This is a genomic window from Hoeflea sp. TYP-13 (assembly GCF_040932035.1).
In the GTDB taxonomy this organism is placed as follows: domain Bacteria; phylum Pseudomonadota; class Alphaproteobacteria; order Rhizobiales; family Rhizobiaceae; genus Hoeflea_A.
The window spans coordinates 1-20,295 of record NZ_JBFRBB010000005.1 but is presented as its reverse complement, the minus strand read 5'-3'; the positions used below and the strand labels follow the sequence as shown (position 1 = coordinate 20,295).

At 58.2% G+C, this 20,295-nt stretch carries 19 protein-coding genes; 16 read left to right on the top strand and 3 right to left on the bottom strand.

Annotated features, from left to right (window positions below):
• The first annotated feature begins 45 nt into the window (after window positions 1-45).
• The 5 genes from argJ to ABVT35_RS23155 all read left to right on the top strand — a co-directional run bounded on the left by argJ (window position 46) and on the right by ABVT35_RS23155 (window position 3,263).
• Window positions 46-1,287, top strand: a complete 1,242-nt coding sequence (gene argJ, locus ABVT35_RS23175) for a bifunctional glutamate N-acetyltransferase/amino-acid acetyltransferase ArgJ (protein WP_368469758.1) — start codon at window positions 46-48, stop codon at window positions 1,285-1,287.
• Between the two features lie 9 nt (window positions 1,288-1,296).
• Window positions 1,297-2,100, top strand: a complete 804-nt coding sequence (locus ABVT35_RS23170; RefSeq protein ID WP_368469756.1) for a GNAT family N-acetyltransferase — start codon at window positions 1,297-1,299, stop codon at window positions 2,098-2,100.
• Window positions 2,093-2,500 carry an 8-oxo-dGTP diphosphatase MutT gene (gene mutT / locus ABVT35_RS23165; RefSeq protein ID WP_368469754.1) on the top strand — a complete coding sequence of 136 codons (408 nt, stop codon included), beginning with the start codon at window positions 2,093-2,095 and terminating at the stop codon, window positions 2,498-2,500. Before ABVT35_RS23170 ends, mutT begins: the two co-directional genes overlap by 8 nt.
• Before the next feature lie 102 nt (window positions 2,501-2,602).
• The gene (locus tag ABVT35_RS23160; RefSeq protein ID WP_368469752.1) at window positions 2,603-2,917 is read left to right on the top strand and encodes a hypothetical protein; all 315 of its coding nucleotides are present in this window, start codon (window positions 2,603-2,605) and stop codon (window positions 2,915-2,917) included.
• Between the two features lie 181 nt (window positions 2,918-3,098).
• Complete coding sequence (locus ABVT35_RS23155; RefSeq protein ID WP_368469751.1) at window positions 3,099-3,263, top strand: Flp family type IVb pilin; 165 nt, start codon at window positions 3,099-3,101, stop codon at window positions 3,261-3,263.
• A 16-nt stretch (window positions 3,264-3,279) separates the two neighbouring features.
• On the opposite strand, the gene ABVT35_RS23150 is transcribed toward ABVT35_RS23155, so the two are convergent.
• The gene (locus tag ABVT35_RS23150) at window positions 3,280-4,173 is read right to left on the bottom strand and encodes a methyltransferase domain-containing protein (protein ID WP_368469749.1); all 894 of its coding nucleotides are present in this window, start codon (window positions 4,171-4,173) and stop codon (window positions 3,280-3,282) included.
• Window positions 4,174-4,255: 82 nt separating this feature from the next.
• On the opposite strand from ABVT35_RS23150, the gene ABVT35_RS23145 reads away from it, so the two are divergent.
• The 4 genes from ABVT35_RS23145 to ABVT35_RS23130 are packed head-to-tail and all read left to right on the top strand — an operon-like array spanning window position 4,256 to window position 6,593.
• Window positions 4,256-4,984: a ComF family protein gene (locus tag ABVT35_RS23145; protein ID WP_368469747.1), complete on the top strand. Its 729-nt coding sequence runs from the start codon at window positions 4,256-4,258 to the stop codon at window positions 4,982-4,984.
• A 55-nt stretch (window positions 4,985-5,039) separates the two neighbouring features.
• Window positions 5,040-5,303 (top strand): glutaredoxin 3, encoded by a 264-nt coding sequence (gene grxC / locus ABVT35_RS23140; protein ID WP_368469745.1) that lies wholly within the window; start codon window positions 5,040-5,042, stop codon window positions 5,301-5,303.
• Between the two features lie 10 nt (window positions 5,304-5,313).
• Window positions 5,314-6,168: a carbon-nitrogen hydrolase family protein gene (locus tag ABVT35_RS23135; protein WP_368469743.1), complete on the top strand. Its 855-nt coding sequence runs from the start codon at window positions 5,314-5,316 to the stop codon at window positions 6,166-6,168.
• Window positions 6,165-6,593 carry a DUF1178 family protein gene (locus tag ABVT35_RS23130; protein WP_368469741.1) on the top strand — a complete coding sequence of 143 codons (429 nt, stop codon included), beginning with the start codon at window positions 6,165-6,167 and terminating at the stop codon, window positions 6,591-6,593. Before ABVT35_RS23135 ends, ABVT35_RS23130 begins: the two co-directional genes overlap by 4 nt.
• Window positions 6,594-6,608: 15 nt before the next feature.
• On the opposite strand, the gene ubiG is transcribed toward ABVT35_RS23130, so the two are convergent.
• Complete coding sequence (gene ubiG, locus ABVT35_RS23125; protein WP_368469739.1) at window positions 6,609-7,355, bottom strand: bifunctional 2-polyprenyl-6-hydroxyphenol methylase/3-demethylubiquinol 3-O-methyltransferase UbiG; 747 nt, start codon at window positions 7,353-7,355, stop codon at window positions 6,609-6,611.
• 237 nt (window positions 7,356-7,592) lie between these two features.
• On the opposite strand from ubiG, the gene ABVT35_RS23120 reads away from it, so the two are divergent.
• From ABVT35_RS23120 to clpB, 7 genes are all read left to right on the top strand, one after another.
• Window positions 7,593-8,846: an aspartate kinase gene (locus tag ABVT35_RS23120; protein ID WP_368469738.1), complete on the top strand. Its 1,254-nt coding sequence runs from the start codon at window positions 7,593-7,595 to the stop codon at window positions 8,844-8,846.
• Window positions 8,847-8,929: 83 nt separating this feature from the next.
• Window positions 8,930-11,197: a phosphoenolpyruvate--protein phosphotransferase gene (ptsP, locus tag ABVT35_RS23115; protein ID WP_368469736.1), complete on the top strand. Its 2,268-nt coding sequence runs from the start codon at window positions 8,930-8,932 to the stop codon at window positions 11,195-11,197.
• A gap of 9 nt (window positions 11,198-11,206) precedes the next feature.
• Window positions 11,207-12,292, top strand: coding sequence for a peptide chain release factor 1 (gene prfA / locus ABVT35_RS23110; protein WP_368469734.1), 1,086 nt, complete (start codon window positions 11,207-11,209; stop codon window positions 12,290-12,292).
• Between the two features lie 21 nt (window positions 12,293-12,313).
• A complete protein-coding gene (gene prmC / locus ABVT35_RS23105) occupies window positions 12,314-13,183 on the top strand; it encodes a peptide chain release factor N(5)-glutamine methyltransferase (protein WP_368469733.1) in 870 nt (289 codons plus the stop codon).
• Window positions 13,180-13,800, top strand: a complete 621-nt coding sequence (locus ABVT35_RS23100; RefSeq protein WP_368469731.1) for an NAD(P)H-dependent oxidoreductase — start codon at window positions 13,180-13,182, stop codon at window positions 13,798-13,800. The genes prmC and ABVT35_RS23100 overlap by 4 nt, the downstream gene beginning before the upstream one ends.
• 454 nt (window positions 13,801-14,254) lie before the next feature.
• Window positions 14,255-14,929, top strand: a complete 675-nt coding sequence (locus tag ABVT35_RS23095; RefSeq protein WP_368469730.1) for a DUF4167 domain-containing protein — start codon at window positions 14,255-14,257, stop codon at window positions 14,927-14,929.
• Between the two features lie 242 nt (window positions 14,930-15,171).
• Window positions 15,172-17,778, top strand: coding sequence for an ATP-dependent chaperone ClpB (clpB, locus tag ABVT35_RS23090; RefSeq protein WP_368469729.1), 2,607 nt, complete (start codon window positions 15,172-15,174; stop codon window positions 17,776-17,778).
• A 100-nt stretch (window positions 17,779-17,878) separates the two neighbouring features.
• On the opposite strand, the gene ABVT35_RS23085 is transcribed toward clpB, so the two are convergent.
• On the bottom strand, window positions 17,879-19,822 hold the full coding sequence (locus ABVT35_RS23085; protein WP_368469727.1) for a M23 family metallopeptidase: 1,944 nt from the start codon (window positions 19,820-19,822) through the stop codon (window positions 17,879-17,881).
• Window positions 19,823-20,295: the final 473 nt, after the last annotated feature.

Sequence of the window (20,295 nt, the reverse complement as noted above, 5' to 3'; positions counted from 1 at the left end):
CCTTTCAACGTGATTGCGGGGACGGTGAAACAATTCGTAAGAGCAATGACTGACACCGTATCTCCACTGGCTCCGGAGCAATATGCCGTCCTTCCACCGCTGGAGGGCGTACATATCGGAACCGCCGCTGCCGGAATAAAGTATGCCGGGCGCACCGATCTCATGCTGATGGTGTTCGATACGCCTGCGGCAACGGCCGGTGTATTCACGCAATCGCTATGCCCCTCCGCACCGGTTGAATTCTGCCGGGAGAACCTCGGCGGCGGCGCAGCACGTGCGCTGGTGGTCAATTCGGGTAATGCCAACGCTTTCACCGGCAAAAAAGGCAGCGAAGCGGCGCGCATAACAGCCGAAACCGCATGCCGGGCAGTTGGTTGCGACCTTCGCGAAGTGTTCCTGGCCTCGACCGGCGTCATAGGCGAGCCTTTGGACGCCAACGGATTTTCAGGTGCGCTGGAAACCCTTGCAGCAAACACCGATCCCGATGGCTGGATGGATGCGGCGAAGGCGATCATGACAACCGATACCTATCCGAAGGTTGCCACCCGTACCGCAACGATCGGCGGGACGGAAGTCCGCATCAACGGTATCGCAAAGGGGGCGGGCATGATCGCACCGGATATGGCGACCATGCTGTCCTTTGTCGTGACCGATGCCGACATCGCAAGCGACGCGCTGCAGGCCATGTTGTCGGAAGGCGTCGACGGTTCGTTCAACGCCATCACCGTCGACAGCGATACGTCAACGTCCGATACGCTCATGCTGTTCGCGACGGGAGCGGCCGCAAAAAGAGGTGCGCCGCATATTTCAGATGCGGGCGACGGTGCGATATCCGAGTTCAAATCCGCACTGTTCGATCTGTTGAAGGACCTTGCCCATCAAATCGTACGTGACGGGGAAGGCGCTCGAAAGATGGTGGAAATCACAGTACAAGGTGCGGCCAGTGACAAGGCAGCGAAGGTGATTGCGTTGTCGATTGCCAATTCGCCTCTGGTCAAAACGGCCGTTGCAGGAGAAGATGCCAATTGGGGCCGGATTGTCATGGCGGTCGGCAAGGCCGGCCAGGAAGCGCATCGCGACCGGCTGAAGATCTGGTTTGGCGATATCCGTGTTGCTGTTGAGGGTGAACGTGATCCGGATTATTCCGAGGACGCTGCAGCGCAGGTGATGAAGCGGCCGAAGATCGACATTGCGGTCGACGTAGGGGTAGGCGACGGGCAGGCCACGGTGTGGACCTGCGACCTGACCAAGGAATATGTGGCAATAAACGGCGACTACCGCAGCTAGCCGAATTTAATGTCAGACCACAATAAGAGACCGGATATTTCCATGCAGGATCTTGCCAGTGTTCGTCGTTTGGAAGCCGTTGGCTTCAGGGCATGGCCGGCAGCCTCGATCCAATATGACGGGAGCTGGCAGATCCGGCTGACGGCCGGCCATCCGTCAAAGCGCCTGAATTCCGTCAATCCGCTTGATCCGTCCGATCACCGCGACGTCGAATTGCGGGTCGAAAGAGCGGCCCAGCGCTTTCGGGCCTACGGACGCCCGCTTGTTTTCCGGCAATCGCCACTGGCACCGCCCCAACTCGACGCCTATTTCGATGCCCACGGTTGGCGGCGTTTCGATGAGACGCGCGTCATGATGGCCGAGATCGGCCATCTGGACCTTGAAGATGCGATGGACCATTTGCCCATCCGCGAAATCGGGCGCTATGTGGATTCCTCCATCCAGGTTCACGGACGTGACCCGGTGCTCAAGCCGGGATTGACGGAAGTGTTGAGTTCGATACGGCCCGAGACAGGTTTTTTTGTTATCGAGGAAGCCGATACCGGGCCGGTGGCCACGGCGCTGTGCGTGCATGACAACGACATGGCGGGCATTTTCGAACTGGCAACGCGCTCCGACGCCCGACGCAAGGGACACGGGCGCGAGGTCGTCACAACGGCCCTGCGCTGGGCGCGCATCCGCGGCGCCGAAAAGGCATGGCTGCAGGTCGAGGCAGAAAACACTGCAGCCGTCAGCCTCTACGAGGGCTTTGGTTTTCGGGAGGTTTATCGTTACGACTACCGGCAGGCTCCGGAGCAACCTGCGGATGGGTAGTGGTCAGACCGTACTCGTTGCGGCCTGCGCCCTGGTGGACACCGATGGGCGTGTGCTGATTGCCCAAAGACCCGCCGGTAAATCGATGGCCGGATTGTGGGAGTTTCCGGGCGGCAAGGTGGAGGCCGGCGAAACGCCCGAAGAAGCCGTCATCAGAGAACTTCAAGAGGAGCTGGGAATTACAACCCGCATTGCCTGTCTGGCGCCCCTGACTTTCGCCAGCCATGCCTATGACGACTTCCATCTGCTGATGCCGCTGTTCATTTGCCGACGCTATTGGGGTATCCCGCAGGCGAAGGAAGGGCAGGCGCTGAAATGGGTAAGGCCGAGGGACCTTCGTGATTTTCCAATGCCGGCGGCAGATGAGCCGCTGGTGCCTTTTTTAATCGATCTGATCTAGATTCGAAGCCTGTAGTGTGGCTGTTACGGGGCGCCGTTAATCAAATATTTAACATAATACCAGATAGTTGCGTGGACTGTATGTGGGCGCAGGGGCTCGAAAATGAGCAATGATGATTTCTGGTCTTCGGTATATTCAGGCGCAACCGACAAAAGACATCGGGGGCGTTTCAGTGCCATGCGTCTTGCGCTTTTGTTCGGCATGGCGGCGATGGCGCTTGCCCTGATCGTGCCGCCGATGTTCGATGTTTCTTCCGACGATTGGCAGTTAATCTCTTCAAATCAGGGCATTGACTTCACAACGACGGCAACAACCAAACGCAAGCGCGAATATACGATCCAGCGCAGTATTTTGCAGTCTTCGTCAAGTTCCGTGTGCATAATACAGGCCAACGGACGCCGCTCCGGCGATTGCTGAGGATATCCCTGCTCAGGATCGGATGTTCATGATCCTGCCATTGCGACGGCTCAGTTAACACCGAAACAGCTAAAGTTTGAGCAAAGTTGTTAGCCGGACAACAACTGTGTTTGTTAGGTATATTGCAATGGTTTCAAAGCTACATTCCACATAGAACAGTAGTGTGCGATTGGAGCGCAACATGACCAGATTGGCAGAGCGGTTCCTGAAGTGCGAAAGCGGGGCCACCGCAATAGAATATGCTTTCATCGCGACGTTGATTTCGATCACCATCGTGGCCGGCGCATCGGCAATCGGTGTCGGCGTTGGAAACTCTTTCAACAACGTGGCGAGCGGATTTAACTGATCGGCGGTGACACGCTCTATATTTTTTGTTCGCGTGTTCCCAGAGCCTTTGCGAGGCTTGTTTGGGCAGATCCCGGCGAAAGCGGTTTTTGCTGACTTTCATGCGGTTTCCACCCCGAAAGATAAATTACACTGAAGCTTGCCCGTACGCGTCCATCCGGATCGCCGTAGCGTTCGGCGTAGATTTCAGCGGCGCGCATGAAGAGCCGCCTTCCGGCAGGCTTTCGGCTGCGGGCCAATAACGGATTGGCCATTCCCATGTGCCTGAGATCCCGCATCAATTCAAACATCGTATCGTAGCGAACCGTATAGGTCTCCGCATCGACGACCGGCAGCGAAAACCCGGCGCGTTGCAGCAGCGACCCGCAATCGCGCACGTCGGCAAGGGGGATAACCCGCGGGCTGGCGCCGCCGGTCAGTTCCTCTTCAGCCGACAGCAGTGCGTCGCGCAGTTCCGACAATGTTCCGGCTCCGGGCAATGCAGCAAGAAAGAGCCCGTCGGGATGAAGCACCTGGTTGATCTGCACGAGTATGCCCGGCAGGTCATTGGCCAGATGCAGTGTGAGGGGTGAAACAACGAGGCCGACGGCCTGGTTTGTGATTGGAAGCAATTCCAACCCGGTTACAACCTGGTGTTCCGGCGCGGCCTGTGATGTCAACAGGCGCGGGTCCTGCTCGATCTGCAGAACGCGCTGCGTCTTACCGCTGGCGGCAAGCATGTCCGCCAATGTGCCGGTGCCTGCGTGCAGCGCAATAGCGACTTCAAAACTGCGCTCAACGGATGCCAGCCTTTCGCCAAGCTCTTCGGTCACGATTTTCAGCAGGAAATCGCTGCCATCGGGTGCCTGGGCAAGCGCGCGAAGCCGGTTGCGGCGTATGAGATCGGTGTCAAACAGCCCGTCGACGTCCATTGCGAATGCCCATCTTTTTTGTATTGTCCTTCATATGGCTCCCAGTTCCTTCAATTCCACTGTGATGTCAATCGGCGGATGCTTGCGACACGCGCTTCGCCGAGCCGGCGACATCATCTATCCGCCGGCCTGCCTCGGGTGCGGCGAACTGACGGGAGAGCATGGGGGCCTGTGCGGCAATTGCTGGAGCCAGTTGCGGCCTATAGAACAGCCCCGGTGCGATGTGCTTGGCACGCCGTTTTCCTACGATGTCGGTGACGCGGTTCTGTCAGCCGATGCGATTGCCGATCCGCCACCATTCGCCAAGGCTCGTTCGGCAGTGCTGTACGATGATATCGCCAGAGCGTTGGTGCACCGGCTCAAATACAAGGACCGGACCGATCTTGCCGGGGTAATGGCCGGATGGATGGTCCGATCCGGGGAAGACGCAATCGCCGGCGCCGACGCGGTGTTGCCGGTTCCGCTGCACAGGGCGAGGTTGCTGATGCGGCGCTACAACCAGTCGGCTGAGCTTGCACGGGCACTTGCTTCACGCGCCGGATTGCCCTATCTGCCCTCGGTGCTTTTTCGCACCCGTGCCACCCGGCAACAGGTTGGCCTCGGCTCGCAGGCGAGGGCAGACAATGTCAGGGGTGCATTTACGGTCCCTGAAGGGCGGATAGCTGAGATCGCCGGCAAGTCGCTGTTGCTCGTCGATGATGTCTACACGACCGGTGCGACGGTGAAGTCGGCGTCGCGGGCATTGTTGAAAGCGGGTGCCGGAAAAGTTTTCGTGCTTACATTCGCCAGGGTTGCCCCCGGTAATCTGTAAACACTATATGGATGGACTGAATTAAACGGTACGATACCGCACACTGGAGAAATTAATGGCCGATGTAACCATCTATACGCGGAAATTCTGCGGATTTTGCACTGCCGCCAAGCGATTGCTCGAAAAGAAGGGTATTTCCTATACCGAGCACGACGCAACATTTTCCGACAAGCTGAGAAGCGAGATGGTGAAGCGCGCGGGCGGACGGTCAACGTTTCCGCAGATATTCATCGGCAAGGCGCATATCGGCGGGTGCGACGAGTTGCATGCGCTGGAACATGGCGGCAAGCTGGACAAGATGCTGCACACCGCAGCCTGAGGAGAATATTGTGACGCAAGGCTTCCGCGCTGCCGCTATACAGATGCGATCGTGTATGGATCCGCAGCGCAATATCGGGGATTTGACGGAACTGGTTGAGGAGGCCGTCTCGAAAGGCGCCGACTATGTACAAACGCCGGAAATGACCGGTGCCCTGGTCCGCAAGCGAGCAAGCCTGCAAGCAATTATCCGCGATGAAGCAGACGATCCGGTTGTTGCGGCCGCGGCGGAGCTTGCGGCGCGTCACCGGATCTTCCTGCATATCGGCTCGACGGCTATTGCCGTAAAGGGCGGTAAAATAGCCAACCGGGCGTTCATTTTCGATCCGGGCGGTGTAACTGTGGCCCGCTATGACAAGATCCATATGTTCGATGTTGATCTCGACAATGGTGAAAGCTGGCGCGAAAGCGCTACATATGAACCCGGAAGGCACGCTACCATCGCGCCGCTGCCCTTTGCCCGCCTCGGGCTGGGCATCTGCTACGATGTGCGGTTTCCGGAATTGTTCCAGAAGCTGGCGCTCGCCGGCGCCGATGTGTTGAGCGCTCCGGCAGCCTTTACCAGACAGACCGGCGAGGCGCACTGGCATGTGCTTTTGCGCGCGCGGGCAATCGAAAACGGCGCCTTTTTCATTGCCGCCGCCCAGGGTGGGGCCCATGAGGACGGACGCGAAACCTACGGCCATTCAATGATTGTTGACCCCTGGGGCCGTATTCTTGCGGAAGCCGAACATGACGAACCGGCGGTCATTGTCGCCGATATCGATCCGGCGGCCAGCGTGGAAGCGCGAAACAAGATTCCAAATTTGCGCAATCGCCGGACATTCGACCTTGCCGAAGAAGAGGCAACCAGAGCAACCGCATGATACGATTCAACCTCATATGCGATGAGCAACACACTTTCGAAGCGTGGTTTTCGAGCAGCGCGGATTTTGAGGAACAGAGTGCGCGGCAGCTGGTGAGCTGTCCGCATTGCGGGTCAACGGCAGTGGAAAAGGCGCTGATGGCACCATCCGTTTCGACGTCCCGAAAGAAAGAGGCGACGACCCGACTTGCCATGAATACGGCGCAGCAGGCGGCGATGGATCAACTGCGCAAGGCGGTCAAGACCATCCGCGATAATTCCGAGGACGTCGGCACGCGGTTTCCCGAGGAAGCCCGCAAAATCCACTATGGCGAAAGCGAAGAGCGCGGCATTATCGGACAGGCCGGGCCCGATGAAGTAAAGGCTTTGGTTGAAGAAGGCGTCGGCATCGCACCGCTGCCGGATTTACCCGAGGACAAAAACTGAAGTCGATCTGCCGCTTTATTTCGGCCGCGCGGCAAGCATCATATAATTGACGTCCATGTCGCGTGACAGGTGCCAGCTGTCGGAGAGCGGGTTGAAGAAGACCCCGGTGCGATCGACGATCTGCATCCCCGCACCGCTGACCGGCGCTTCGATTTCCTCGGGCCGAACAAGCTTTTCATACTGGTGCGTCCCGCGCGGCAGCCAGCGCAGTACGTATTCCGCGCCAACAATCGCTAGCGCAAGCGCCTTGAAGGTCCGGTTAATCGTCGCAATGAACATCAGGCCGCCGGGCTTGACCATCTCGGCGCAGGACGAAAGGAACAGGTCGACGTCGGCGACATGTTCGACGACCTCCATGTTCAGGACAATGTCGAACTGCTCGCCGGCAGCGGCCAGCGTTTCGGCCGTAACGGCCCTGTAGTCAACCTCAACACCGCTTTGTGCAGCGTGAATTTTAGCGATTTCGATGTTGGTTTCGGATGCATCGGCGCCAACGATCTGAGCCCCCATCCGGGCTATCGGTTCACACAAAAGTCCACCGCCGCAACCGATATCGAGAACCCGGAGTCCTTCAAGCGGTTCCGGTGATTTGGGGTCGCGGCCAAAATGGGCGGCGACCTGATCACGGATATATCCGAGACGCACCGGGTTGAACTTGTGCAGGGGCCTGAATTTCCCGGTCGGATCCCACCATTCCGAGGCCATGGCGGAAAAGCGGTCGACTTCCTGTTGGTCGATGGTTGACGGGGCAGCGGCGCTCATACTTGTCTCCTGCGGCTTGTTACGATTGAAGTCGGACGAACGCCCGCGAAAGTCAAGAGCGGCAAATTTGCGCAGATTGGCCGGCTCCCGCCTGTGACGGACACATCAGCGGCGGCGTGCTCCTTGCAGCAGCGAGGCTTTTTGGGTATGAGATCGACGCCGCCGCTCGCTTTGCCGGGCGGCAGAATTTTAAGCGCAACTAGCTCTAACCGTTTTTTTGGAGTTCCGGTCTTACCGATGGCCCGAATAGTCATGAAATTTGGCGGCACCTCTGTGGCCGATCTGGATCGCATCCGCAACGTCGCCCGTCACGTCAAACGGGAGGTCGACGCAGGGCATGAGGTCGCGGTGGTCGTTTCAGCCATGGCCGGCAAAACCAATGAGCTCGTCAACTGGACGCGGGAAGCCTCGGCGCTGCATGATGCGCGGGAATATGACGCCGTCGTTGCGTCGGGAGAACAGGTAACCTCGGGCCTTCTTGCCATTACCCTCCAGTCGATGGGAGTCAATGCCCGTTCCTGGCAGGGCTGGCAGATTCCGATCAAGACCGACAATGCGCATGGCGCCGCGCGAATTCTGGATATTGACGGCACAGAACTGATCCGCCGGTTTGGCGAGGGGCAGGTCGCCGTGGTGTCGGGATTTCAAGGGATCGGACCCGACAACCGGATCGCGACTCTCGGCCGTGGTGGCTCGGACACAAGTGCCGTGGCAATCGCGGCAGGCGTGAATGCTGACCGTTGCGACATATATACTGATGTGGACGGTGTTTACACGACCGATCCGCGTATAGAGCCCTCGGCGCGGCGGTTGCGCAAAATCGCCTTCGAGGAAATGCTGGAAATGGCGTCTCTGGGCGCCAAGGTGCTGCAGGTCCGCTCGGTCGAGCTGGCCATGGTTCACAAGGTCCGTACGTTCGTGCGGTCCAGTTTTGCTGAACCCGATGCGCCGGGAATGGACGATTTTGATAACCCGCCCGGCACTTTGATTTGTGATGAGGAAGAAATCGTGGAACAGGAAGTCGTAACCGGCATCGCATTTGCAAAGGATGAGGCGCAGATTTCCCTGCGACGTGTTGCAGACCGCCCGGGCGTATCCGCCGCCATATTCGGTCCGCTGGCGGAAGCACATATCAACGTCGACATGATCGTGCAGAATATTTCCGAGGACGGTTCGTCGACTGACATGACTTTCACGATTCCCTCCGGCGATATGGAGAAATCGCTCGCTGCGCTCGAAAAGGCCAAAGAGACAATCGGGTTTGATGCGGTGCAGAGCGAGCTCGGACTGGTGAAGGTATCCGTCATCGGCATCGGCATGCGCAGTCACGCCGGCGTTGCGGCGACGGCTTTTCAGGCCTTGGCCGAAAAGGGAATCAACATCAAGGCGATCACAACATCGGAAATCAAGATTTCCATACTGATCGACGGGCCCTACGGGGAACTGGCCGTTCGGACTTTGCATTCGGTTTACGGGCTGGATAAAACATAGTCATTGAAACCCCTTAACCGGGTCAATTTTCCGTTGCTTCGGTTTGGTCGCCGGAGCGAACAGAACTGGGAGCGAGAAGCGCGATGAGAGACCCATCGGCAGGTCCCCGCGTCATGCTGAAGCGGTTGCGCGAGCTTATGGCGGAGCCGCTGGAGCCGCAGGACCGTCTCGACCGTATCGTGCGCCAGATCGCGCAGAATATGGTTGCGGAGGTCTGCTCTTTTTATGTTCTGCGCGCTGACGGTGTTCTTGAACTCTATGCGACCGAGGGTCTTAATCCCGGTGCCGTTCACCTGGCGCAGTTGAAGATGGGGCAGGGCCTGGTCGGAACGATTGCTGCCGGTGCCCGGCCGCTTAACCTGTCCGACGCCCAGACCCATCCCGCCTTTACCTATCTGCCCGAGACCGGAGAAGAGATCTATCATTCCTTCCTCGGTGCACCGATCTTGAGAGCCGGCCGCACGCTTGGTGTTCTGGTTATCCAGAACAAGGCCATGCGCAATTACAGCGAGGATGAACTCGAGGCGCTCGAGACGACCGCCATGGTGCTGGCGGAGATGATTGCCACGGGCGAGTTGAAGAAAGTCACGCGTCCCGGGCTGGAACTCGATCTCAGCCGCCCGGTCACATTCGACGGCGATGCCTATTCGGATGGTGTGGGGCTTGGTCACGCGGTGTTGCACGAGCCGCGCATTGTCGTCACTGAACTCCTCAACGAGGATATCGACAGCGAACTGACACGGCTCGAAGACGCGCTTGGATCTTTGCGTATTTCGATCGACGACATGTTGTCGCGCCGTGATGTTCCCACCGAAGGCGAACACCGCGCGGTCCTTGAGGCTTATCGGATGTTTGCCCATGACCGGGGCTGGGTGCGCAAGCTCGAAGAGGCCATCCGCAACGGTCTCACAGCGGAAGCGGCAGTGGAAAAAGTGCAGAGCGACACGCGCGCGCGCATGATCCATATGACCGATCCCTATCTGCGTGAGCGTCTGCATGATTTTGACGATCTGGCCAACCGGCTGCTGCGCCAACTGACCGGATTCAACGTCAAATCCCACCAGGATGATTTCCCCGACGCCGCCATCATCGTCGCCCGTGCGATGGGCGCTGCCGAACTGCTTGACTACACCCGCTCGAAGGTCCGGGGGCTGATCCTCGAGGAAGGCTCGGTAACAAGCCACGTTGTCATTGTCGCAAGGGCGATGGGCATTCCGGTTGTCGGCCAGGTGTCCGGCATTGTCTCAATGACTGAAAATGGCGATCCGATCATTATCGACGGGGATGACGGCAAGGTGCATCTGCGGCCGATGGCTGATCTGGAAAGCGCCTATGCCGAAAAAGTGCGCTTCAGTGCCCGGCGCCAGGAACAGTTCCGTGCGCTGCGCGCCGTTGAACCGGTCACGCGCGACGGCGTTGCGATCACGCTGCAGATGAATGCCGGCTTGCTGGTCGATCTGCCGCAGCTCGAGGAATCGGGTGCAAGCGGCGTCGGGCTGTTCAGAACCGAGTTGCAGTTCATGATTGCGTCGACCCTTCCGAAAGTCGAGGAGCAGGAACAATTCTACCACAGTGCCATCAAGCAGGCGGACCCCAAACCGATAACGTTTAGGGCCCTCGATATCGGCGGCGACAAGGTCATTCCCTATTTCCGCGCCGCCAACGAGGAAAATCCGGCGCTTGGATGGCGGGCCATGCGCCTGGCGCTCGATCGCCCGGGGATATTGAGAATGCAGCTGCGGGCTCTGCTTCGGGCGACGGCCGGTCGGGAACTCAGGCTGATGTTTCCGATGGTCACGGAAATCAGTGAATTTCGTGCCGCCCGTTCCCTGGTGAACAAGGAGGTGAGCCACCTGTCGCGCTTCGGCTACGACCTGCCGCGCAAGGTTGAGCTTGGCGCTATGCTGGAAGTGCCCAGCCTGATGTGGCAGCTTGACGAGTTGATGAAGGATGCGGATTTTGTCTCCGTCGGTTCAAACGATCTGTTCCAGTTTGCAATGGCGTCGGATCGCGGCAATGCGCGCGTGAGCAACCGTTTCGATCCGCTCGGCAGAACATTCCTGCGGATGCTGAGGCAGATTGTCGAAGCGGCGGATGCGAGAAACACGCCGCTCACGCTTTGCGGAGAGATGGCCGGGCGCACCCTGCCGGCCATGGCGCTTCTGGGCCTCGGTTACCGGTCCATTTCTATGTCGCCGGCGGCAATCGGGCCGGTCAAATCGATGCTGCTTGCCCTCGATGTGGGTAAACTGGAGGAAGTCCTGCTGCCGGCACTTGATGAAGCCGATCCGAAATACACGGTACGCGAACTTCTTTCCGATTTTGCCGATGCCAACGGCATACCGCTTTAGGGTGAACTGATGGCAAAACTACCGCTTGAAAAAATGCGCGAACTGGACAACCGCTTCGATGAGATCGAGGCGCGGATGGCGCAGGGGCCAGATGCCGAGACCTATGTCAGGCTTGCCTCGGAATATTCCGAGCTCGAGCCGGTCGTCGCGACAATCCGAAGTCACGGAAAGACAGTCAGCGAAATCTCCGACCTGAAATCGCTTCTCGACGATGCCGAGACCGATGAAGAAATGCGCGCGCTTGCCGAGCTTGAGCTTCCGGAACTTGAGGAGCGGCTCGAAAAGCTGGAGCAGGACATGCAGCTCATGCTGCTGCCCAAGGATGCTGCCGACAACAAGAGCGCCATCCTTGAAATCCGGGCCGGGACAGGCGGTTCGGAAGCGGCTCTTTTTGCCGGCGATCTGTTTCGCATGTATGAGCGCTATGCCGCATCAAACGGCTGGAAGGTCGAGGTGATGAGCGCCAGCGAGGGCGAAGTCGGCGGCTTCAAGGAAATCGTTGCAACGATCACCGGACGCGGTGTTTTTGCACGGCTTAAGTTCGAATCGGGCGTGCACCGGGTTCAGCGTGTTCCCGAAACCGAATCCGGCGGACGCATTCACACCTCGGCCGCGACCGTTGCCGTTCTTCCAGAGGCCGAGGAGATCGATGTCGAGGTTCGAAACGAGGATATACGCATCGATACGATGCGCGCTTCAGGTGCCGGCGGCCAGCACGTCAACACTACGGACTCGGCGGTTCGCATTACCCATATTCCCTCCGGCATCGTTGTTACTCAGGCGGAAAAATCGCAGCACCAGAACCGGGCCCGCGCCATGCAGATCCTGCGCGCACGATTGTTCGATCTGGAACGCCAGAAAGCAGAGAGCGAGCGGTCGGCTGAGCGCAAAAGCCAGGTCGGATCCGGCGACCGGTCGGAGCGAATCCGCACCTATAATTTTCCACAGGGCCGCGTCACCGACCACCGCATCAACCTGACGCTCTACAAACTCGACCGGATGATGATGGGTGAAATCGACGAAGTGGTCGATGCCCTCATTGCCGATCACCAGGCCGACCTTCTGGCCTCGCTCGGCGAAACGTCCGGTGCGTGAATCGGCAAAGCGGCGGAATTGATGGACATCACAGTCGGTGGTCTTGTAACCGAACTTAAGCGGCAATTTGATGCGGCCGGGCTGCCGCAACCACAATTGGATGCCCGCACGCTGGTTGGTCATCTGCTCGATATAAGTCTGACCGACCTGGTCCTTGATCCCGGCCGTCCGGTCGTTGCCGGCGACGTTGAGCGTGTCCGCCTGGCCGCCGAAAGACGATGCCGGCACGAGCCTGTGCACCGTATCATCGGTCACCGGTCGTTTTTCGGTCTCGATCTTGCCTTGTCGCAGGGAACGCTCGAGCCGCGTCCCGATACGGAGACGCTGGTGAATGCGGCCCTTCCGCATGCAAGGGCAATTGCGGATAAAAGCGGCACGTGCCGCATTATCGATCTCGGCACGGGAAGCGGAGCGATATGTCTGGCGCTGCTTGCCGAAGTTGAAACCGCCACCGGCCTCGGGACCGACATCTCCTTGCAGGCTCTGCAAACGGCAAAGGATAATGCCGGCCGCAACGGACTGGCGGAACGTTTTCATACGGCCTGCGGGTCCTGGTTCGAGGCGGTGGAGGGAGAATTTGACCTGATCGTGTCAAACCCTCCCTACATTCGGTCGGCCGATATCGGCAAGCTTGATCCGGAGGTCAGGGACTTCGATCCGATCGCCGCCCTTGATGGAGGAGCCGACGGGCTTGAAGCCTATCGGGCGATTGCCGCCGATGCGGGTAAGCACTTGTCGGCGGGTGGACACATCCTGGTCGAGACCGGTTTCGATCAGCATGAGGCGGTCATGGATCTGTTTCAGGGGAGCGGATTTGTCTGCACCGGCCGTTTCAAAGACCTTGGCGGCAATGACCGGGTTCTGTCGTTTGCAAAGAAAGGTAAGCCGTGACCGAAACAACCGGCAGTTCCGACGCCAACGTTCTGGTCGTCAGTTGCCACCCGCTTGCCGACAGCCTTTGTGCGCAGCTGCGTGAGCATATCCTTGTCCATCTCAGCAAGAGCGCTACCAATGTCACCCATCTCGATCTCTATGCCGCGGGCTTTGATCCCGTGTTATCGCCGGATGAACGGGCGGGTTATCACGCAAAACCCTATCCAACCGACGCCGTCGGGCAGGAGGCCGCTGACCTTTCGGCGGCTGATATTCTCATTCTGGTTTTCCCGGTTTGGTGGTTCGGGTTTCCCGCCATGCTGAAAGGTTGGTTCGACCGCGTCTGGGTACCGGGCGTTGCCTATGATCACGCAGACAATGCAGGTCCGATCAAACCGCGCCTTTTAAAACTGAGGCAATGCGTCGCGGTAACCACCATGGGCAGCCCGTGGTGGATAGATCGGTTTATCCTGTTTCGACCGGTGCGCCGTATCCTTGCGCGGGCGCTGATCGGAGCATGCGCACCCAAGTGCCGGTTCAATATGCTGACACATTATGCGGCCGATAGCGCCGACAAAAACAGCATTGATCGCTTCAAGGGCCGCGTAGACAAGGTTTTGGCATCGATTTTGTAGGACGTCCGCCGATGGGGTATCGTGCCAAAACACGGGTGATTCCGGCTCCGGCTGGCAACTTTTGATATATTCTTCCAATAATGAGGGTTCCCGGCCAGCAGCTATTTGCTCACAATGATGTTGCATTGCGTGACAGGCTTAACCTTGTGGGCCACCGAAAACGAATTAGATAAAGAAAAGGCTTGGAATTGTCGGCAAAGCGCGCTAATTTCCAGTCAGTGCTGAACACATGGTCATCACCATAGATTCGATCCTTCAGGATTGGTTCGGGTTTCGCTTCGGTGATCACTGATTGACCATCAGCAACAGAATCTGCCCTTGTATGAATGTGAAGCGGAAAGAGCGCAAGCGCACATCTTTATGCGGCCTGCGGCGTGGCAGCCGAGTAACGATTTCAACAACCGGTGCAGTACCAGCAATCCGATAACGGGAAAAAATTTCAGGTGAGTGACGCATGAGGTCAGGACAGCAGAACAAACGCGGTCGCGGTCGCAATAATAACAATAACGGAAGAAAAAACGGCAATCCGCTATCGCGCACCTATGACAGTACCGGTCCTGACGTAAAAATCCGCGGTACAGCCCAGCATATTGCCGACAAATACGGCACCATGGCGCGTGATGCGGCGAGCTCCGGCGACACGGTCATGGCAGAAAACTATTTGCAGCACGCCGAGCACTACAACCGGATCATTGCCTCGGCGCAGGCGCAGATGCAGGAGCGTTACCAGCGCGATGAGCGTGAGAACGCGGAACGCGAACAACAACAGCAGCAGCCAGCCGATAATGCCGCTGCAAATGCTGAAAACGCAGATAAGCAAACTACTGAAGTTCAGATCGACGGTTCAGGCCCCCAGCCGGTTATCTCCGGAACGCCCGCCGAAGTGGCGATTGGCGAGGATGGCGGTCAGCCGCAGCCTGCTCGCCGCTCTCCGGTTCGCCGCCGCGCGCCAGCAAGGCCGCGCCGGCAAAGGACATCGGCGCCGGATACAGTTAGCGAAGGTGCTGATGCAAATGTCGGCAACGGCCCGGTTGAAACCGAGCCGACCGTCGTTTCCGAGCCGACACGCACATCACCGGATGGACAGGACAATCCGCCGGAAGTGGCTGCCGCCGCTCCGGACGCGTAAATCCGTCAAAACAATCGTTTTTTTCAAGAACGCCCGGCTTGCCGGGCGTTTTGTTTTTTGAGGCGCCGGGCGGTGCGACAACTTGGCCGCGCCGGGCTCAATTCAAAATTGAAACCGGACTTGAACGACCCATGTTACAGTACCCATATTAGAAACGAACAGGGCCTGCCGTTATCGGGGGTCCTTCCGGATCCATAGTTCCGTGCCGGTTGCGGGCGGAACATGACAAGGAGACAGTCTTTATGAATATGGAAAAATATAGTGAGAGGGTGCGTGGGTTTCTTCAATCTGCGCAGACTTATGCCCTGGCAGAGGGGCACCAGCAATTTACCCCGGAACACATTCTGAAAATTCTTCTGGATGATCCTGAAGGTATGGCCGCATCGCTGATCGAGCGGGCGGGCGGACGCGCCGACGATGCCAGGCTCGGCGTCGAGGCCGCACTCGGAAAACTACCGAAGGTTTCGGGCGGCAATGGACAGATTTACCTTGCGCAGCCGTTGGCCAAGGTCTTTTCAACAGCAGAAGAGGCAGCCAAGAAGGCCGGTGACAGTTTTGTTACGGTCGAACGGCTTTTGCTGGCGCTGACTATTGAAAAATCAGCCGCCACTTCGAAGATCCTCGAAAAGGCCGGCGTGACCGCGCAAGGTCTTAATCAGGCAATAAACGAGATCCGCAAGGGCAGGACCGCCGATTCGGCCAGCGCTGAAGAAGGTTATGATGCGCTGAAAAAATATGCCCGCGATCTGACCGCCGAGGCACGTGAAGGAAAGCTCGATCCGGTTATCGGACGTGATGATGAAATCCGCCGGACAATCCAGGTGCTGTCGAGGCGCACAAAGAACAATCCGGTGCTGATCGGTGAACCCGGTGTCGGCAAGACGGCCATCGCCGAGGGGCTTGCATTGCGCATTGTCAATGGCGATGTGCCTGAATCGCTCAAGGACAAGCAACTGCTTGCCCTCGACATGGGTGCGCTTATCGCCGGGGCAAAATATCGCGGTGAATTCGAAGAACGGCTGAAAGCGGTCCTTTCCGAAGTACAGGCCGCCGCCGGAAATATCATTCTTTTCATCGACGAAATGCACACGCTGGTCGGTGCCGGCAAGGCGGACGGCGCAATGGACGCCTCCAACCTGCTCAAGCCTGCGCTCGCCCGCGGGGAGCTGCACTGCGTTGGCGCAACGACGCTTGACGAATATCGTAAGCACGTCGAAAAGGACGCTGCCCTTGCCCGCCGGTTCCAGCCGGTGTTTGTTGACGAGCCGACGGTCGAGGATACGATTTCGATCCTGCGCGGGATCAAGGAGAAATACGAGCAGCATCACAAAGTGCGTATTTCCGATTCGGCGCTGGTGTCGGCCGCGACCCTTTCGAACCGTTATATCACCGACAGGTTCCTGCCGGACAAGGCGATTGATCTGGTCGATGAATCGGCATCGCGGTTGCGCATGCAGGTTGATTCGAAGCCCGAGGAGCTCGATGAACTCGACAGGCGGATTATCCAGCTGAAGATCGAGCGCGAGGCCTTGCTCAAGGAAACCGACGCTGCGTCGAAGGACCGGCTCGAAAAACTTGAAGTCGATCTGGCCTCACTTGAGGAAAAGGCTGATTCGCTGACGGCGATCTGGCAGTCCGAAAAGCAGAAACTCGGACTTGCAGCCGAGCTGAAGAAGCAGCTTGACGATGCCCGCAATGCGCTTGCAATCGCGCAGCGCAATGGTGAATTCCAGCGTGCCGGTGAGCTTGCCTATGGTGAGATTCCGGATCTGGAGCGCAAGCTAGAGGAAGCCGAGGGCAGCGAAAACAAGGATTCGGCCATGGTCGAGGAGACCGTGACGCCCGATCACATTGCCCATATCGTGTCGCGCTGGACCGGAATTCCGGTCGACAAGATGCTTGAAGGTGAGCGCGAAAAGCTGCTGCGCATGGAAGACGAACTGTCGAAACGCGTTGTCGGCCAGGGCGAAGCCGTGCAGGCCGTTTCGAAGGCCGTCCGCCGCGCGAGGGCCGGGCTGCAGGACCCGAACCGGCCGATCGGCTCGTTCATCTTCCTCGGACCGACCGGCGTCGGCAAGACCGAGTTGACCAAGGCATTGGCGCATTTCCTGTTCGATGACGAAACCGCCATGGTGCGCATGGACATGTCGGAATATATGGAGAAGCACTCCGTTGCCCGGCTGATCGGTGCACCTCCCGGCTATGTCGGCTACGACGAGGGCGGTGCGCTGACGGAAGCGGTTCGCCGCCGGCCCTATCAGGTCGTTTTGTTCGACGAGATTGAGAAGGCCCATCCGGATGTCTTCAATGTTTTGTTGCAGGTGCTCGATGACGGCCGCCTGACGGATGGTCAGGGCCGGACCGTCGATTTCCGCAACACGCTCATCATCATGACGTCGAACCTTGGTGCGGAATATCTGACAGGCCTTGCGGAAGGTCAGGATGTCGATTCGGTTCGCGATCAGGTCATGGAGGTGGTCAAAGCCTCTTTCAGGCCGGAATTCCTCAATCGTGTCGATGAAACCATCCTGTTCCACAGACTGCGGCGCGAGGATATGGGCGCGATCGTTGACATTCAGATGGCCCGCCTGACGGATCTTTTGACCGAGCGCAAAATCACGCTCGATCTTGGTGAGGATGCCCGTAACTGGCTGGCCGAAAAAGGCTATGACCCGGCTTATGGCGCACGTCCGCTGAAGCGTGTGATCCAAAAATATGTTCAGGACCCACTGGCTGAAAAGGTCCTAGCTGGAGAGATCGCCGATGGCCAGAAAGTCTCAATCTCGGCGGCATCCGACAGGCTGCTGATTTCTGCGACCGGCAAAAGCAAGAAGCAGGCTGCCGCTTAATTCAGGCTGACAATCACAAAACAGAACGGTCCGGTTTTGCCGGGCCGTTTTTCATGCGCTGGAGTAGGTGTGATGATCCGCACAAGCGGAAGGAGCCAGTCTATTCCAGAATGGCCGACGCCAGTCGTGCGGGGGATTCGTTGCGGCCGATCAGCTGATCAATACGCTCGCGTTCGCTCTGGAAAGCGGCAAGCATGTTACCGCTCAGCGTCTTGCCATCGGGAAGGCGCACGCGCATGGGATCAACCTTGGTGCCGTTGACGATGAGCTCGTAATGAAGGTGCGGCCCGGTCGACAGGCCGGTCGATCCGACATAACCGATGACCTGGCCCTGCCTTACCCGCGCGCCCGGAGCAATGCCCTTGGCGATCTTGGTCTGGTGCGAATAGGAGCTGACATATCCGTTCGCATGGCGAATGAGGGTCTGCTTGCCGTAACCCCTGTTCCAGCCCGCTTTTTCCACAACGCCGTTGCCTGCTGCAATGATCGGCGTGCCGCGCGGAGCGGCCCAGTCGACACCCGTATGCATGCGGCGGACCTTGATGATCGGATGACGGCGCATGCCGAAACCGGAGCGGAAGCGCCCATTCGGCAGCGGATTGCGAAGAAGGAACTGGCGGGCGCTGCGGCCTTCGTCGTCGTAGTAGTCGACAGACCCGTCCTCGGGATTGCGGAAACGGTAGAAATTAACGGTGTTGCTGCCGAAGGTGGCGCTCAGATAGAGAAGTTCGGAGTCCCTGGCCGCCTCCTTGGTTTCCTTGTCGACCGAGAAAATCGCCTCCATCGTATCGGTAGGCTTCAGGCGTGCCTGATAGTCGACATTGCTTGCCAGAAGCCGGACTATCTTGTCCGTCATATCGGCATTCATGCCGTAGGAAAGCGCTGCCTTGTATATGCCATCATATACGCGTGGCAGCTCACGTCCCGTGGTAACCGTGATGGGCGTTTCGTCGAAGGCCGTTTCAACAGCCGGGGAGCTGGGCGGCGCTTCGGCGGATACCAGGATTTCAAAATCGTTGACGGCGACAGACCCGACATGGTCGGTTCCTTCATAGACGCTGGCGCGCACGATGCGGGTGTCTTCGCCGCGTTGCTCAAGGCCGATGCGGAAGACGTCGCCTTCCCTCAGGTCTGTTGAGCCCGTCTCGCCGGAAAGAACCTCAGCAACATATTTTGCCTCGCTCTCGTGGTATCCGGCCTCGGTCAGCGCGCTGACCATTGATACATCCTCGCGGATCGCAATGACATCGTCGATGAATTCGACGGTATGGTCCTGCGGTGACAGGGCGGAGGCGACCGATACGTTTTCGGCAACGACGCGGGCGTTCAGATTGGCGCTGAAGTCGAAGGGCGAATTTGTACCGGCAAAGCGCTGCGGGTCGACATAGTGGAGCATTGCCACCTGAAATGTCTCGTCGGTCAGAATGGAACCGTTCGTCCTGACGACTTCCTCAGCCTCTTCGGCACTCATCGTGGCCGCATAAGCGTAGGGCGCATTGCGGATTGGAAAATCTGTCGTCTTGAGGCTGATTTCGGATTCGACTTCGGCGCCATATATGACGCCGGTCGATTCCGGTTCGGTTTCAGGCTCGCCTGAAGAGAAGATCTTCAACGGGTCGAATTTGGGATAATCGGCCTTAGCAGTGTGATTGGCCGCAAGCGCCATTTTAACGTGGGCGAAGGGGCGGCTTCGGATAACGCTGCGGTCGCCTTCGTTGATCATCGTCGATATTTCGACGATAGCCTTGTCGGAGGGTTTGGCTGCGATTGTCGTGCCGACCAGCCGGCTGCCTTTTTCGGCGCCTTTTACCGGTTCACTGATGTCGGTCGCCGCATAGGCTTCACCCGGTATGGCAAGTTGCTCGCGTCCGTCGAGCGCGGCAAACAACGCTATGCCCATCAATGCGCTTGAGGTGACGCCGGTCAGAAAGGTGCCAGACAGCCAGCGTATGGAGATTTCGCGACGGTCGGGGGCCTTCCGGCCATCGGCCAGTAGCGGCTCGTCTTCTCCCATCTGTCTGCTGAGATCAGTCTGTGACGGCATCAGTTATCTTATTGCCCCGCCTCTATTTTCCATCGGTGCCGTAATTTCCCCGGCTATTCATCTGCCCTGCTGTTTACGGCGAGTCAATCTCTATGGGCCGTAAACAGGCACATTTCGCGCAAATTCGTTACTGTCGGGCGATCTGCCGTTATCCCCCTGCACGACATGGTCCTATCCTCAAGACATGGCAACTGTGCCCGAATTAGGGCAAAATGCCGTTTTTTCAGAAATATTTCAGTTTTTTAACGGTTGGTGATGCCGATGAATCCGTCGCCGGGCACGGAGCCTGATTTTGGCCTGTTATATGCGTTCACAGGCCGCCGTCCGGGGCGCCTAAAAAAAATGACATATTTTCGAATTTCGCTGTTGACTTATTTTGTTTGAGTTGCGTATAACCCGCTCACCAACGAGGGCGGTTCGCCGCTGGCGGCGGGATCGTTTGCTCTTGTTGTTTCTCAATTGGGCCGCTGATT

Bases quoted from the DNA above. Each gene is read 5' to 3' on its own strand.
- clpB (WP_368469729.1), top strand. From the start codon at position 15,172: ATGAATATGGAAAAATATAGTGAGAGGGTGCGTGGGTTTCTTCAATCT.
- ABVT35_RS23170 (WP_368469756.1), top strand. From the start codon at position 1,297: ATGTCAGACCACAATAAGAGACCGGATATTTCCATGCAGGATCTTGCC.
- grxC (WP_368469745.1), top strand. From the start codon at position 5,040: ATGGCCGATGTAACCATCTATACGCGGAAATTCTGCGGATTTTGCACT.
- mutT (WP_368469754.1), top strand. From the start codon at position 2,093: ATGGGTAGTGGTCAGACCGTACTCGTTGCGGCCTGCGCCCTGGTGGAC.
- argJ (WP_368469758.1), top strand. From the start codon at position 46: ATGACTGACACCGTATCTCCACTGGCTCCGGAGCAATATGCCGTCCTT.
- prfA (WP_368469734.1), top strand. From the start codon at position 11,207: ATGGCAAAACTACCGCTTGAAAAAATGCGCGAACTGGACAACCGCTTC.
- ABVT35_RS23160 (WP_368469752.1), top strand. From the start codon at position 2,603: ATGAGCAATGATGATTTCTGGTCTTCGGTATATTCAGGCGCAACCGAC.
- ABVT35_RS23120 (WP_368469738.1), top strand. From the start codon at position 7,593: ATGGCCCGAATAGTCATGAAATTTGGCGGCACCTCTGTGGCCGATCTG.
- ABVT35_RS23155 (WP_368469751.1), top strand. From the start codon at position 3,099: ATGACCAGATTGGCAGAGCGGTTCCTGAAGTGCGAAAGCGGGGCCACC.
- ABVT35_RS23150 (WP_368469749.1), bottom strand. From the start codon at position 4,173: ATGGACGTCGACGGGCTGTTTGACACCGATCTCATACGCCGCAACCGG.
- ABVT35_RS23085 (WP_368469727.1), bottom strand. From the start codon at position 19,822: ATGCCGTCACAGACTGATCTCAGCAGACAGATGGGAGAAGACGAGCCG.
- ubiG (WP_368469739.1), bottom strand. From the start codon at position 7,355: ATGAGCGCCGCTGCCCCGTCAACCATCGACCAACAGGAAGTCGACCGC.
- prmC (WP_368469733.1), top strand. From the start codon at position 12,314: ATGGACATCACAGTCGGTGGTCTTGTAACCGAACTTAAGCGGCAATTT.
- ptsP (WP_368469736.1), top strand. From the start codon at position 8,930: ATGAGAGACCCATCGGCAGGTCCCCGCGTCATGCTGAAGCGGTTGCGC.
- ABVT35_RS23095 (WP_368469730.1), top strand. From the start codon at position 14,255: ATGAGGTCAGGACAGCAGAACAAACGCGGTCGCGGTCGCAATAATAAC.
- ABVT35_RS23130 (WP_368469741.1), top strand. From the start codon at position 6,165: ATGATACGATTCAACCTCATATGCGATGAGCAACACACTTTCGAAGCG.